The sequence below is a fragment of the Paenibacillus sp. SAF-068 genome (assembly GCF_051967555.1).
Lineage (GTDB): Bacteria > Bacillota > Bacilli > Paenibacillales > Paenibacillaceae > Paenibacillus.
This window is the reverse complement of the sequence record NZ_JBQCJX010000003.1, coordinates 193,138-208,603: the sequence shown is the minus strand read 5'-3', so window position 1 is coordinate 208,603 and position 15,466 is coordinate 193,138. Positions and strand designations below refer to the sequence as shown.

Annotated in this window: 11 protein-coding genes and 1 pseudogene; 5 read left to right on the top strand and 7 right to left on the bottom strand. The window is 47.0% G+C overall.

Annotated elements, in window-relative coordinates:
* Positions 1–252 precede the first annotated feature (252 nt).
* Positions 253–1,593 (top strand): glycoside hydrolase family 30 protein, encoded by a 1,341-nt coding sequence (locus ACTHPG_RS18665; RefSeq protein ID WP_440390973.1) that lies wholly within the window; start codon positions 253–255, stop codon positions 1,591–1,593.
* A 136-nt stretch (positions 1,594–1,729) separates the two neighbouring features.
* Here ACTHPG_RS18665 and ACTHPG_RS18660 read toward each other — a convergent pair whose 3' ends face one another.
* Positions 1,730–2,692 carry an endo-1,4-beta-xylanase gene (locus ACTHPG_RS18660; protein ID WP_440390972.1) on the bottom strand — a complete coding sequence of 321 codons (963 nt, stop codon included), beginning with the start codon at positions 2,690–2,692 and terminating at the stop codon, positions 1,730–1,732.
* A gap of 419 nt (positions 2,693–3,111) precedes the next feature.
* Between ACTHPG_RS18660 and ACTHPG_RS18655 the strand changes: the two are divergent.
* Positions 3,112–5,228: pseudogene (locus ACTHPG_RS18655) on the top strand (5'-nucleotidase C-terminal domain-containing protein).
* 138 nt (positions 5,229–5,366) lie between these two features.
* On the opposite strand, the gene ACTHPG_RS18650 reads toward ACTHPG_RS18655, so the two are convergent.
* Both ACTHPG_RS18650 and ACTHPG_RS18645 read right to left on the bottom strand, forming a co-directional pair.
* Positions 5,367–5,762, bottom strand: a complete 396-nt coding sequence (locus tag ACTHPG_RS18650; protein WP_440390971.1) for a hypothetical protein — start codon at positions 5,760–5,762, stop codon at positions 5,367–5,369.
* 45 nt (positions 5,763–5,807) lie between these two features.
* Positions 5,808–6,746 carry a macrolide 2'-phosphotransferase gene (locus tag ACTHPG_RS18645; protein ID WP_440390970.1) on the bottom strand — a complete coding sequence of 313 codons (939 nt, stop codon included), beginning with the start codon at positions 6,744–6,746 and terminating at the stop codon, positions 5,808–5,810.
* Positions 6,747–7,163: 417 nt separating this feature from the next.
* Here ACTHPG_RS18645 and ACTHPG_RS18640 point away from each other — a divergent pair, with 417 nt between their 5' ends.
* Together ACTHPG_RS18640 and ACTHPG_RS18635 are read left to right on the top strand one after the other, a co-directional pair.
* Entirely contained in the window at positions 7,164–7,532 is a 369-nt protein-coding gene (locus tag ACTHPG_RS18640) for a hypothetical protein (protein WP_440390969.1), read from the top strand.
* A gap of 350 nt (positions 7,533–7,882) precedes the next feature.
* Entirely contained in the window at positions 7,883–9,328 is a 1,446-nt protein-coding gene (locus ACTHPG_RS18635) for a DEAD/DEAH box helicase (protein WP_440390968.1), read from the top strand.
* Positions 9,329–9,446: 118 nt separating this feature from the next.
* On the opposite strand, the gene ACTHPG_RS18630 is transcribed toward ACTHPG_RS18635, so the two are convergent.
* Complete coding sequence (locus ACTHPG_RS18630) at positions 9,447–10,871, bottom strand: DKNYY domain-containing protein (RefSeq protein WP_440390967.1); 1,425 nt, start codon at positions 10,869–10,871, stop codon at positions 9,447–9,449.
* A 268-nt stretch (positions 10,872–11,139) separates the two neighbouring features.
* On the opposite strand from ACTHPG_RS18630, the gene ACTHPG_RS18625 reads away from it, so the two are divergent.
* Positions 11,140–12,984, top strand: a complete 1,845-nt coding sequence (locus ACTHPG_RS18625; RefSeq protein WP_440391404.1) for an AbfB domain-containing protein — start codon at positions 11,140–11,142, stop codon at positions 12,982–12,984.
* Positions 12,985–13,139: 155 nt separating this feature from the next.
* On the opposite strand, the gene ACTHPG_RS18620 is transcribed toward ACTHPG_RS18625, so the two are convergent.
* From ACTHPG_RS18620 to ACTHPG_RS18610, 3 genes are all read right to left on the bottom strand, one after another.
* Positions 13,140–13,265 carry a hypothetical protein gene (locus ACTHPG_RS18620; protein ID WP_440390966.1) on the bottom strand — a complete coding sequence of 42 codons (126 nt, stop codon included), beginning with the start codon at positions 13,263–13,265 and terminating at the stop codon, positions 13,140–13,142.
* Positions 13,266–13,515: 250 nt separating this feature from the next.
* Complete coding sequence (gene minD / locus ACTHPG_RS18615) at positions 13,516–14,325, bottom strand: septum site-determining protein MinD (protein ID WP_440390965.1); 810 nt, start codon at positions 14,323–14,325, stop codon at positions 13,516–13,518.
* 441 nt (positions 14,326–14,766) lie between these two features.
* Positions 14,767–15,465: a response regulator transcription factor gene (locus ACTHPG_RS18610; RefSeq protein ID WP_440390964.1), complete on the bottom strand. Its 699-nt coding sequence runs from the start codon at positions 15,463–15,465 to the stop codon at positions 14,767–14,769.
* Between the last annotated feature and the right edge of the window lies 1 nt (position 15,466).

The window sequence follows — 15,466 nt, the reverse complement described above, 5'->3', positions numbered from 1 at the left end:
TTAGCGAATATCCCCGCCGAAAATATTGGTGGGGATTTTTGTTCAGCTATAATATTGGATAATGGCATATGGAGAGCCCATTCAGTAAACTAATACATTGTATTTTCTGATGTACAGACATGTACACACGGACACTCTACCTTGGATTAGGGTAAATTTTACGCGGTTTAGCATATCTTCTTTTGCTACGGGAGTTGTTATACTGAACGCAATATGTATGACAGCTGAAGTTCAAGCGAGGAGGAAATTCATATGACATTCACGTTCACTGGTTATTCCACAACTCAAGGCAGTCCATGGAGTGAGTTATCTTTTGTGTCGACAAATGAGAGCGCTAACTTAAAACTCACAGGTGAACAGCACCAGCTTGTGGAAGGGTTTGGCGGATGTTTCAACGAGCTTGGGTATACGGCTCTGTCCCACTTGAATGAGGAGCAGCGCCATGAGGTATTTCATTCTCTCTTCCATCCGGAGGGTGAACACAAGTTTAACATCTGTCGCCTGCCGATCGGCGCAAGTGATTATGCAGAGCAGTGGTATAGCCACAACGAAGTGGACGGCGACGTGGCCATGGAACATTTTTCGATAGAACGTGATTTCAAATATCTGATTCCTTACATCAAGGAAGCTCTGACGTATAACCCGAACCTGCAATTCTTCGCCTCCCCTTGGAGCCCGCCAACGTGGATGAAATCGCCAAAAGCCTATAACTACGGCACGATTCGTTGGGAGAAAGATATTCTGGAGGCATACGCCCTGTATTTCGTCAAATTTGTACAGGCTTACCGCGAAGCAGGCATTACGATTCATCAGGTGCATGTGCAGAACGAAGTGATTGCGGACCAGAAATTCCCTTCTTGCATGTGGACAGGTGAGCAGCTTCGTGAGTTTATCGCTGATTATCTGGGTCCGGCTTTTGATAAGCATGGTCTGGATACGGAAATCTGGCTGGGGACGATCAACGCCCCTGATCCATGGGAAGAATTGATCAAAAAAAAGACAAATGACTTCGATGAGTACGCCGGACTTGTCCTGAGTGATCCGAAGGCCTATTCCTATATCAAGGGTGTTGGGTACCAATGGGCTGGCAAAAATGCCATTCAACGTACCGCGGCAAGTTATCCGGAGCTGCGTTATATGCAGACCGAGAACGAATGCGGTGATGGCAACAACTCATGGAACTATGCCAAATATGTATATAATCTCTACCAGCATTACTTTAGCAACGGCGTGAACGCCTACATCTACTGGAATATGGTTCTGGAACCCAAAGGCCGCAGCACATGGGGCTGGGAGCAGAACTCCATGATCACCGTAGATCCGGACCATAAGAAAGTTACTCGGAACCCTGAGTATTATGTGATGAAACACTTCGCACATCATGTTGTCCCTGGTGCTCGAAGAGTCGGCCTGTCTGGCGCGTGGAGCGGGAAATCCGTCGCTTTCCGCAACCCGGATAACAGTCTCGTCATTGTCATCAATAATCCATTCCAGGACCGTCGTGACCTGTATCTAACCCTTGAAGAGGGGCAGACCCTTTACATGGAGCTGGAAGCTGATTCTTTCAACAGTATGGTTATTCAACCGAAATAACAAACTCAACACATCTCGAAAACGCGTATATCAAATAGCGCCGTGTCCCCCATATTCATCATGTGGGACAGGCGCTTGTTGATGTGGTATTATTACCGAATTTACAAGAGATGCTCAGCCTCATCAATACGTAAACTTATGGATTATTCGCCAGGTAATTTCTCAGCCATTGCATAGCCGGACGTTCTGTACCGTTGCTATTGACCAAGTGGGAACCCGCTTGCCAGGTTTGATTCTGGTTGTACCCCCACAGCGTTACCCCTTTTACAGCTGAATGTTTCCACAGTACAGGAAATTTCTGCTGATAACGCTGCAATTGCGTATTATCGTCACCTGTCATATCCAGCTCGGATACATAGATCGGCAACCCTGTCGCTGCGAGCTTGTTCAATACCGTATTCATTGTGCTCACAGAGACGTTGTCCATATTGAAGTAATGGGCTTGGATACCAATACCATCAACCAGACCTCTGTTTTTCAACAGGTTGATAATCTGGATATATTGGTCTGCTTTGGCCGGATCACCGATAATGCCATATTCATTAATTAACAATTTGGAGTTAGGAAAGGCTTGTCTTGCCTGTTGGAATGACCAGATGACCCAATCCCAACCTGTTGCTCCATCCCCACCAATGGCATTACGATAGGATGGTTTCGCATGCAGAGGTTCGTTCACAACATCAACGAAGGCAGACTTCGAATACCGCTGTCCTGCGGCCTTAATCCATTGTGTCACTTCAGCCTTCTGATCAGCGGCGGAGAGACTGTTAATCCAATTGGGCTGCTGATTTCCCCATACGAGCGTATGGAACTTGAACGGAAATCCGTTATTGTTCGCATAGTTGTACGCCATATCTGCCTGACCCCAGTTCATCACGTTGCGTGTGCCCTCCACAGCATCCCACTTGGTGGAGTTCTCAGGAGTTACCTGGTTCCAATAGGGGCTAAAATTCGAAGGAACCTGGTTAGCTATAATATTGCCCAAAAATTTGCTACCTTTCGCCAAACCAGCACTCACACTACCAACTGCAACCGAAGCAGCGAGAACACCTACCAATGCTAGTGAACCAACCGTCTTGAACCACTTGGACTTGAACAATGAAATTCCTCCTTAATCATCATTTAGGATATTATTAAGCGCTTACAAAATCAATTTTACTGGATAATTTTGGTCTTTAACACCTGCAAATTATACTATTTTCAAAAACCGTAAATTAATATTCAGCTATATTTATAGATTCCTCTCTTAAATCCAACATAACGCTTACATTGGAGTTTACATTTACCACATGTTTATCTAGTATGAAATGATACATATCTTTACATACACTAGATAACAAGGGAGATTACAACATGCGCAAAATTTCAACGAAACGTTTCGCCGGATGGCCTCTATCGTTCCTCTTATGTGCCTCCATCTTGTTTGCCCCTTTTGCTTCTACACCAGCTCAGGCTGCTGAGGCAGATAAGGAAACCAAGATCACATTATTGGGCACATCCGATATTCACGGTCGATTCATGCCATGGGACTATGCACTGGACGGTCCAAATCCAACCGGAAGTATGACACAACTATACACCATCGTGAAAAAAGTCCGCGCGGAGAATCCCAATACGATTCTGCTCGATGCAGGAGACATGATTCAGGATAACTCGGCTGAGTTGTTTAACGATCAACCCCAGTCTCCCATGATGGTTGCGATGAACGAAATGAAATATGACGCATGGGTTATGGGTAACCATGAGTTTAACTTCGGGCTGGACGTACTGGAGAGGATCTCTTCCCAATTCAATGGACAGCCTCTCGTGGGTAACATTTTCAAAGAAAACGGCGACCGCTACATGCCTGCCTATACAATTATCGAGAAAGACGGCATCAAAGTGGGTGTCATTGGAATGAACACCCCTATGATTACCGAGTTCGAGAAAGGTACGGATCACCTGGACGGTATTATCGTCAAAGATTTGTGGAAGAGACCAAGAAGGCCATTGCTGAGCTGAAAGGCAAAGTGGATGTCATGGTTGGACTTATGCATATGGGACTGGACAATGAGAACGGGAACCCGGGAACCGGAGTGACGGATATCGCCAATGACAACCCGGAGCTGGCTGCTATTTTTGCCGGACACATGCATACCTTGATTGAATCCCAAACGGTTAACGGCGTATTGATCTCCGAACCGAATAAATATGGCTCACATATCTCACGAATCGATCTGACATTTGCTAAAGACGGCGACAAAGTGGTGCTGAAAAGCAAAGAAGCTCAAGCACTCGCTGTAAAAGCAGCAGACGGAACATATGAAGTCTCCGATCCTGCGCTGGAAGAGACCTTGCACCCGTTCCACGAGTTCGCTCGTGCCGATGCCAACATTGAAGTGGCTGAACTGAAAGGAACCAACCTGGTCCCTGCCGATGAGATTAAGGGTATCCCTGCTGTGCAGATCCAGGAAACCCCTTTGTCTGACTTTTTCACCGAAGTGATGTTGCATTACAGTGATGCCGATGTGGTCGCGCACCAGATTGATAACGATAAGGCCAAGCTGGATGTAGGGCCGATCAAGAAAAAGGATATAGCGTTCAACTATCAATACACCTTTGGTGAAGTGACCGTATATGAAGTAACCGGACGCGATCTGATGGATTATATGGAATGGTCAGCGGGGTATTTCAACTCCACACGCCCGGGCGATGTGACCATTAGTTTTGATCCGAAACGACGTGCTTCCAAATACAGTACCGATGATTTCTTCGGCGGCGTAACGTATGAGATTGACCTAACGAAGCCATATGGCAGTCGGATTACAAACCTCAAGTACAGTAATGGCTCGGTAGTTAAAGAAGACGATACGTTGAAGCTCGGTATGAATGCCTATCGGATGGAAGCGTTGATTGCCAAAGGCGGCGCCATGGAAGGACGTAAGTTCAAGCAGCTCTGGTCCTCCAAGGATGCCTCGGCATTTGGTGAGATCCAAGGCACGATTCGCAACTTGTCCATCGCCTATCTGAAAGATGTTATGAAAGGCGTATACGAACCGAAGATTCAGCGCAACTGGAAAATCACCGGCGTAGACCTGACTGCACCAGAGCGTGCGGATGTGGTCGAACTAGTTAACGATGGCATCATGTCTGTGCCAACAACGGAAGATGGCAAGTACACCAACATTGCCTCCATTAACATATGGGATACGGTGACCCAGGAAGAGATTGATGCCCTATCTGCCAAAGCAGGTGTGAGTGCAGCACAGTTCACAGGCGTAAAAACCAAGGGAGCGTTCTATCAGCAGCTGAATAAAGCTCGCAAAGCAGCAGGTGGTGGCGAGGAAGAAACCAACCCTACACCAGCGAAGCCGACAACGCCAACGAAACCAAAACCTGAAACGACGAAACCCGGCAAACCATCAACACCAAGCACCGGTAAACCGGGCACCGTCAACCAAGATAAGCAAGCCAAGGTTACTGCGGCTTACCTGAACGTACGCGCTGGCGCATCATCCAAAGCCAAGGTCATCGCTGCGGTACCAAAAGGCACCGTACTTGAAGTGATCAGTACAGACAAGTATGGTTGGGTAAAAGTGAAGCTGGATGGACGTATAGCATTCGTATACGGAAAATATGTGAGTATTTTAAAATAAGACCAATCGTTACGCACCACATTAACGAAAAGGAAGGGCGACTCTCCCATGGAACTCATGGTGAGAATCGCCCTTTGTTAGGTTAACGAATGGTTATACGTGTTGCTGTACTCTGCTGCTCTACGGGAATGGTGTCGTTTAGCCATGTGGCAGGTTCTTGATTTTATCCATAAAAGCGTCCAGCTGGATGCCGTTCGTTTCTTCAGTGAAATCTCGTAATTCCGCAGATTCCCCCTCATAGGCGGCAAGTACGTAGTTACCATCAACAATATAGTATGTGCCATAGCGGGTGAACGAATACCCTCCCAGCTGTTCTCCGGTCGTCCCCTTTTTGACTACAGCGATAATCTTCATACCCGGCTTAAGATCTGGCTCCATACCTGCAAAGTCAGCGTTGTAGAACAAAAAAGTGTCCTCGGCTACATGCAGGTTCCCTACCCCATCATCTGAATTGACAAACCGAGTTGTACATCCTGTTAAACCAACCAGCAGTGCAATACCTGTTAGCCAACATTTCATTCGGATTCTTGCCACATACTCACCCTCATCTGGCATATTTGATATATATACCTTTAATGCTCAGCCCCTCTTCACATCCCAGTTCGCAAGCATGCCTCTCGCCATCTCCATGTCCGACTCCTTGCCCGTAATTAGTGCAAACTTGGCAACAATCGCAGGATAGGCTGCCCATTGCTCCCGAATATGCTCCAGCATCCGGGGCCATGTTCTCCCCCCTGCCTTCTCATAACGATTCAAAAGCTCACGCAGCCCATCCTCCTGAAAGAGTGCATAATAGATAACAAAGTCCTTACCCGGATCTGCAATTTCCGCTTCCGTCCAATCAATAAGTCCAGTTACTCGCTGGGCTTCATCGACAATTATATGCGGCGGATGCAGATCACCATGGATGAACGCCGAGTGCTGAGGCCAATAGCTATTCATAGAAAGCCATACCGTCCAGCGTTCAACTAACTCGGTTGGCACCGTAAATTTCCGCTTGATCTCCTCTATATTGGCTGCAAATTCTTTACGGGCCTCCATGGGAGTCTTGACCCTCACTCCGCCTTTTTTTGCTTTGTCGAGATCAATATTATGCAGTGCAACGAGAGTCGTAGCCAGTGAATCCAGGAACGCATCAGACAAGTTTTCCTGAGGGAATCGCCATACATACCCTCCCCCTGCCGGATCCACAACTGCGATCGGATCACCTTCAAGTAAAGGATAAGCGATCAACTCTGGCGTGCAGACTTGCCAATCTGGTACCTGTGCAGGTATATTTCCTCGGACCACATTCAGCACCTTTTGCTCATTCTCGGCTCGCTCCCAGACATCTTCGCGTCGCGGCTGACGCAGAACCCACCTTCGGCCTTCTTCATCCGTGGCGAATGCTACACGAAAATCCATACCCGACTCGTTGATCTCCAAGGACTCCTCAACAATGAGGAGTCCATTCTGATTTGCTAAAGATAATAATTCCTTTTGCATTGCCAAATGCTCATTCAGGTTTGGTTTTGTCATATCAGGTACTCCCCTTTTCCTGGATAAAATAAAAAACACAGACAAGTTCATCTGTGCAGCTCATTTCGGAAGTTGGCATACCTGAATGCTCACAAAAAATAGTAGTACATCAAAGAACCACTTTACGAAGTGATTCTTTCATGACTAGCGGCATACGTGTAAAATGGCAAACCAATCCCGATGAACTGCACACAGGCAGAAAACAGCAAGCGTAAACAAACGTTTCGCCACACTATCTCAATCGGGAAAAATTTTGCACACGTATCCCTCCGTTCAGTAAGTTACCCATATGCTAACATATTCCAATTCCCAGTTCCAGACTGAATGGAGATTTTGATTCTTTTTTAAAGATATACGGGAACATCGTCGTCTCAGGTAACGTCCATAGGTATAGATGTATTAAAAAGGATGAGAGGGGTGAGCAACCCAATGCCCATTGTACGAAGGTTATCCATTTTACCAATGATCTTGCTTCTGCTAACGCTTGGATGCGCAGAGCAATCCGAAGAACAAGAGAAAGCAGAGCCTCATGTACGAGGAATGATTACGGATTTTGAGTTAGAAAGAGGTCAGGTACTCATCGACAATAAAGAAGATGGCAGTGTTGATTCAGGGCCCATTTGGATCTCGCTCAGCAAGAACGCTGAACTTATCATCGAAGGAAAGACCGTCACCGCCTCTTTGGATGAGATACTGGTTGGTCGAAGTGCAGAAGTGTGGATTGGTGGAGTAATCGCTCAATCTTACCCTCCCCAAACCCAGGCTGTGAAAATGGTCATTCATTAACACCAAGCATATACGCCGATACATTTCGTTTCACGTGGAACGTTATGATACACCTACGCACAGCAACGGGCGGTTGCTCCTAATATCGGAGTGGATGAAAACAATTTGACCACTTGATGCATTTACTCCGTTAGCCTGCCTGCATATAGAGTATAATGAAGAGGTATACGATAAATGTACGGTGCAATGCTTGTATGTAAGAATATTGCATAATTCAAGACTTCAAACGCTCCCGTGTACAAAATATAGGGAATAAAACTATTCCGCTCTATATTTTACTGATTTGAAGTCGCTTTAAGAATTTATGCAATATGCTCCTGTATTCAAAACTAACGCAAAAGAGGTAAACGATGAGCAAGCAACAATTTAAAGATTATGGACTTGGTGAAGAGATCGTAAAAGCACTGGACAGTCTGGGCTATGAGACACCAACCGAGGTTCAAACTAAAGTTATTCCGGTAGCACTGGAGAACCAGGATCTTGTGGTCAAATCACAGACAGGCAGTGGTAAAACAGCCGCCTACGGCATTCCGCTCTGTGAGCTGGTGGATTGGAATGAGAATAAGCCACAGGCTCTGATTCTTACACCGACCCGGGAACTGGCTTTGCAGGTTAACGAAGATATTACAAATATCGGCCGCTTTAAGCGTATTAAAGCAACCGCACTATACGGACAGTCCCCTTTTCACGTTCAAAAAGCGGAGTTAAAACAAAGAACTCATGTGGCTGTTGGTACACCAGGTCGGGTACTGGATCATATCGAACGCGGCACGCTGCCACTCGAACGGATCGCCTATCTCGTCATTGACGAGGCCGATGAGATGTTGAATATGGGCTTTATTGAGACGGTACAGTCTATCATTCAGAAACTGCCGCAGGAGCGAGTAACGATGTTGTTCTCCGCGACGTTCCCTGAAGATGTAGCCAAGCTGTCACGTAAATACATGAACAAACCGGTCGAGATTGAGATCAAGGCAAGCGGACTGACAACAGCCACCATCGAACATGCTGTGCTTCACGTGCCAGAGGTGAACAAAACCGCGCTGCTCCAGGACTTGTTCATTGTGGAAAATCCGGATAGCTGCATCGTGTTCTGCCGTACGCAGGAGAATGTGGATAAGCTTTTCCGGGTTATGGCTGATCTGGACTATCCAGCAGATCGTATCCATGGCGGCATGGAGCAGGATGAGCGGATCGAAGTGATGAATGCATTCCGACGGGGACAATTCCGTTATCTGATCGCGACAGATGTAGCTGCACGTGGTATTGATATCACGAATATCACCCATGTGATCAACTACGATATTCCTTTGGAAAAAGAAGGATACGTTCACCGTACAGGCCGTACGGGTCGCGCAGGCAAAACGGGTAAAGCCATCACGTTGGTTACACCGAAAGACGGCAGACGTCTAGCCGAGATTGAATCCTATATCGGATTCGAAATCCCAGTGATGAAGGCTCCTTCCGAGGAAGCTGTAGATCGTCGCAGAGAAGATTTCGAGAAACGATTGAAGATCGTGCCTGAACGCAAAAAGGACAAGCGTGAACAGTTGAATCAGCAGATCATGAAGCTGAACTTCAACGGAGGCAAGAAGAAGAAACTTCGTGCCGTAGACTTTGTAGGTACTATCGCCAAGCTTGAAGGCGTTACGGCTGACGACATCGGGATCATTACCATTCAGGACAATGTAACGGATGTGGAGATCCTGAACGGCAAAGGCCCAATCGTACTGGAGCTCATGCAGAATACAACGATCAAAAAGATGCAACTCAAGGTTCGCAAAGGTCATAAATAGATTGGTGAGCACAGCCAAACGAACAGGCATTCAACCAGGGATAGTGGACTCTTTTTCTAAGTCTGCCATCCCTTTTTTCACTCTTTTCAAGGTGTGTCTCTACTATTCTAAACCTCTCTTACAGTTCAGTTGCCCTTTTCCTTTTCCGCACTGTACCGCCTTCCACCGTATACCGAAATAGTGCATCTTCCGCGCCCCCGATATCATCCGTAACCTGAAACGTCGCTGCGTCCCCGGACTTATATACACTTCCCGTCACGAAGCTGAACACCACACGGTCATCTTTGCCCCAATATTCATTCAGCATGACAAATGCACTGCCGTTCACGCCCTTTACCGTGCGCTTGCCATTGGCATTATACAGACCATTCTGATCCAAAGCCCAACTCTGGGGATCAGCATCGAATAGATATGTAAAACTGGCTCGATCCATATGTTTATTTGGTTTACCCCATAGATACACCCGATTGGCATCTACCGCCCAGCTTCCAGAAGGGGTTATCAACTCAAATGTCGATGAATCTGCTCCCTTAATCATCTGAAGCATATTATCTGGATGACCGAAAGGCTGGCTTGTCCGCACAACCTCGGCACGATACACATGTTGCTGATCCTTGGAAATTCCAAGATGCTCCGTCCCGGCAAACACTTCAAACTGCCGAACATCTGCCTCATCGACACGGTATCCGTTGTAATACACATGATTGCGGTCACGTCCAAAAGGTCCACCTAGTGGCTGGAACGTATCCGGGTCTGCTCCCTTGAGGATACGCCACTGAAAATAAACACGTTCCCGGTCCCGCGCAAACTGCTCATCCAGTGGTTCAAAGGAAGATCTGTCCGCTCCACGAACAAGGTTAAATACAACTTTGGCTTCTCGATGCGGGGTTCCGCCCCATTCCGTTCTATAAAAAACAGACGATGTATTCTCAACCCAATTGCCTGTGATCTGCGTAGCACCCTCCGTACCATAAGCATAATCAGGTTGCCACCAGCCAGGTACGTCGGGATGATGTTCACGCAACCACGCCCTCACCTCATCCTTTTCCCCATTCGCATAGCGAAGAGAGCTGGACAGATGGAACAAGTGATCTTGGTCGGTACAATAGTCGTGATAAGCAATCACACCATTCGTATCGATATCCTCAAATAGATGAAAATGCCCGCTGCTCTTCACATATAAATAACGTTGATCCTGCGCAAAGTAGGGCGTATCCGACAACAGCCGAAAGCTGGACGGATCAGAGTTAGGCACAGCCTGATCTTCCAGATAGACGTATTGAGAATCGCAGCAGTAATCTTCATCGATTATACGAAAAGCTTCCGTATCCTGGCTGAACAAACTCGCCTTGTTCTTACGGGCATTGAACCACCATATTCCCTGATGATCACGCAGATATGCGAAGGTCAGCCATCCTTTTTGATACGTAGAGATGACTTCAAATCCCTGAGCGGTAATGCCTCCCTTAATTGGAGTGCTGGTACCATCTTCTTCATTGCGCAATATCACTTGAAGGTCTTGATCTACAATAAAATTGTCCATGCGGTTCACCCTCCAACCCTGTTGTGAAATCAGTCTTTTCTTATTTTAGCGCGTGTATCTGATTCTCTCCACATCATCGCATATGATATTTAAGTACAACTCCCTCGCTCTCACCGCTCAGCCCTGTTGAACTGCCGGTTTGTTCAGCAATGCATGGATTGTTCACTTGTCAAAGAGTGTAGCCGAACTAAAATAAATATGAAAGCGTTATATCCTTTTTTCTATCTTCTGGGAGGTGTATGCATTGGGTAACAGGAAAGCAGTCTGGATTCTGGTCTTCACACTCACGTTCACCCTGTTTGGACTTCATCCTGAACGAACAAGCGCAGCAAGTGTCACGATGACCAACGGCACCGATTGGCTCGATACCGCGGGCAATCCCATCCATGCGAACAGCGGCAACATTCTGCAGGTCGGATCGACGTATTATCTGTACGGTGAACATGCAGTCGGCGGCAAGTTCGACAGTGTGAACGTCTACGCCTCAACCGATCTGAAGAACTGGACTTTCAGCAACGCCATTCTGACGAAAGATTCCGCAACCGAGCTGGCCTCCAGCAAGATCGAACGCCCCAAAGTCATCTACAACGCTTCAACCAACCAGTACGTGCTCTGGGCACACTATGAAAATGGTACTGACTATAACCTCGGGCGTGTAGCGGTCGCAACCAGCAATACCCCGAATGGCAAATTCACCTATGAGGGCAGCTTCCGCCCACTCAATTATGAATCTCGTGACATGACCGTCTTTGTTGATACGGATGGCACAGGGTATCTGGTTACCGCTTCACGCAAGAATGGCGGTGCCAATGATACGATGGCTATCTTCAAAATGAATGTAAGTTACACCGGAATACAATCCTTCGAGGGCTGGCTGTTCGAGAACGCCTACCGTGAGGCACCTGCCGTGGTGAAAAAAGGGAACCGTTACTACCTCTTCACCTCCCAAGCCGCTGGCTGGTATCCGAATCAGGGGGCATACGCTACAGCAACTTCCATGACGGGTCCATGGACAGCGCTTACGCCATATGGCAATCCATCCGCCTTCGGTTCGCAGATCCATGATATTGCCACAATTACAGGCAGCAACACCACATCCTACATCTACATGGGGGATCGCTGGAATCCGATGAACCTTGGAGAACACAAGCATATCTGGCTGCCGCTAACCTTGAATGATTCGAACGGAACAGCATCACTGGAGTGGTATACAACGTGGAATATCGATGCAGCAACTGGCGCAGTAACACCTCCTGCTCTCGTCAACCATGCCCAAGGCAAATCAGCTACCGCCATCTCCACAGCCTCTGGCTCGTCTGCATCCAACGTCAATGACGGCAACTACCAGACCTCGTGGGCGGCTTCATCCAATAGTTGGCCCGCATGGTGGCAAGTGGACTTCGGTGCACCGAAGACGATTACGGAGATCGACACGTCCTGGTTTATGTATAAAGGTTCTGAAGGGTACTACAAATATAAAATCGAGATCAGTAACGATGGAGTCAACTATTCAACGCTGGATCGCACCAACAATCTGACTTATGGTTTCACCACGGATGCTGTGCATTTCACCGCTCGTTATGTACGGATTAATATGGTGAATGCCGTCTTGTGGAATAATCCGGGGAACTGGTACACCCCGACCCTGCACGAGGTCAAAATGTTGGGTCCAGCCACACCGGAAGCCACAGGTTACAGCCGATTCAGTTCACACAACGTTGCGGATCGATACATCCGCCATGCCAACTACATCGCACGCATTGATGCCAATGTCTCTCCTGCTCTGGACTCCCAGTTCCGCGTCGTACCCGGTTTAGCGAGCTCCACAGGAATATCCCTGGAATCCATCAACTTCCCAGGCTACTTCCTGAAGCGCAACGCCAACAACAAAATTGTGCTAGAAGCCTATGCTAACACTTCCTCCTTCAAGGGAGATGCGACTTTCCTGAGTGGCCCTGGTTGGGCTGATAGCACCAAAGTATCCCTTCAATCGTATAGTCAGCCCGGATTTTACATCCGACATTATGATTATGTATTGCAGCTCGATGCGATCAGTTCTAGCAGCAGTGCCACAGTGAAGGGTGATGCCACGTTTGGGCGGACTAATTACTAGCTAAGCCAACAATTGGAGATGAGGATTTAGCTTTAGCCACCTGAAAATACAAATATAATTTCGGGAGAAGGCCGTTTCTTCAGGATTCATAACTGAAGAAACGGCCTTTCTGCCGCAATAATCACCATTTCAGATATAGATTACGTAACCCTTTCTCAGACTGAAAATGCAGGTTTCATTAGAGCGTAATCTCCAGCCAGACTGGCTAGTGGCTGCCAGCTCTCCATGGCTATTTTATAATGACTGGCATATGCCTCTGCATCGACTCTGACGTGCTCCACTTTTCCAAGAACCCCGTATTTTATCAGGCGAGATAGGGGCGCTCGTGAATTATAATGAAAACTTTAAGTAAGCAACGACTCGCAAGGGAGAACATCATAGACATCAAAAATAGCGGCGTAGGGAAGGTAACTCCCACACCACTATTTTTTCATGAATTTCTATATTCACCTCATTAACCATCGTCCTCGTAAAATGTCTACACCGGAAATCTACTCAAGCAACCTTCATGGAAGTACTGTCTTACATTGACTATATCGAACTGTTCTCCCCTGAGCGAAGTCTTTGAGAAAGCGAAAAAATTCTTCTATGCCTCTTGGGTTTCAATGAGATAAAAGGCTCCTGCTGAGTCTTCGCCACATTGTGGGCAATATGCCTGAAGCGCAGCCCGCTCTCGAACTCGGGATTAAGCGCAATCGGGATGCCCTTATGTACGGAACGTATAATTTCTACATCGGCATGGATTACGCCAATCACGCCGATATTGAGAATATCGATAATATCCTGCATCTCTACCGTTGCCGAACGGGCTTCCTGTCCGTCGGCCATATTAATGATGAGCTGCGGCGGAGCCGGAATCATATCTTCTATTAATCCGATTACGCGATCCGCGTCCTGAAGCGATGTACGATGAGGCGTAGTAACGACAATAGCCTCATCTGCTGCCAAAGCCGCATTCCAGAATCCATTTTCAATGCCTGCCGGCGAATCGATCAGCACATAATCATAGTTCTGGGCTATTTGCTGCACAACCTCACCAAAAACTTGCGGATCATCGTGATGCACCGTGTCGTTACTACAGGAGATAAAGGACAAGGTACTGATTCGCTTATCTTTGACGATCACTTGATGTAAAGCACATCGACCCGTCAGAAAATCGGAAATATAATACCTTACCTTATTGCTCAAACCAAGCGGAATATCCAGATTTCCCAATCCAAAATCAGCGTCGATCAGACAAACGCTGCTCCCCGATAAGGCAAGGGCAGTCCCGAGGTTAGCCGTGACTGTTGTCTTGCCAACTCCACCTTTCCCTGATGTGATACATATAACTCGTGCCATTGGATCCACTTCTTTCTTCACGTATTATCGTTTGATCCGGCTGAATGTAACGTCCTCGTAGCTAACAATCAGTTAGTATTTTGGTGAAATATGTCGCTCTATATCGACCACTGTAATTTTATCATGATGGATTGTCCTACTTGAGAAACCTAAAGAAAACTTTAAATCCGTGCGTGTTGGATCGCTAAGTTCTTCTGAGAGATGGCACATCATTTTGACGAGGATGGAAAAGCGCAAACTTCTGTTGATGGATTCAATACCTTAAGTCGATTACGAAGCTAGGGGAATGAATAAAAAATGGGAAAATAGCGTCAAGTGCTGCCCCAACGCCATCTTCCCATTTAGAAAAAACTATTCCAAACCCGACTGGGCAAATTGCCCCTAATATTTTTATGAATATCCCGCCCCACTTATGGTAGGCTACCATCCTTACCGCTGTATTCATGCTTGTGACGTAGTGTTAGCAACCAACATATATCCGCTCCCCCGAACCGTAATGATTCGTTCAGGATCAGCAGGATCAGCCTCAATTTTCTTGCGTAAATTACTGATATGTACAGCAACCGTTCTCGTATCCTCCAGACTTTCCATCCCCCAGATGAGTTGAAACAATGTGTCGACACTGACGACACGATTCACGTTTTGCGCCATGTAGGACAACAGACTGAACTCTTTTTTGGATAAAAAGATAGGTTTACTCCCCGTGTTGACAGACTGCGTGTAGAAATCCAGTGTCAAACCTGGTAACTCTAGCAGTTGTTCCCTTCTACCCGTCGACACCCTGCGAAGATGTGCTTTGATTTTGGCCATGAGCACTCCCGGACTAAACGGCTTCGTCACATAATCATCCCCGCCATAGGATAATGCGCTAATTTTCACTTCATCTTCCTCCTGGCTGCTCAGAAACATGATCGGCGCATCGGTCAAGTTACGCGCATTTCTGCACCAATCAATACCATTTTCATTAGCCAGCAATATATCCAGTATAATTAAATCCGGTTCAAACGATGCAAGCAGCTCCATCGCTTCTGACCCGCTATGACTGCAGGTGGAGACGAATCCCTCCCTATCACAATACACCTGCACAATCTCGCATATATGAGGATCATCATCAACGATCATGATTTTGTGCGTGTCCATC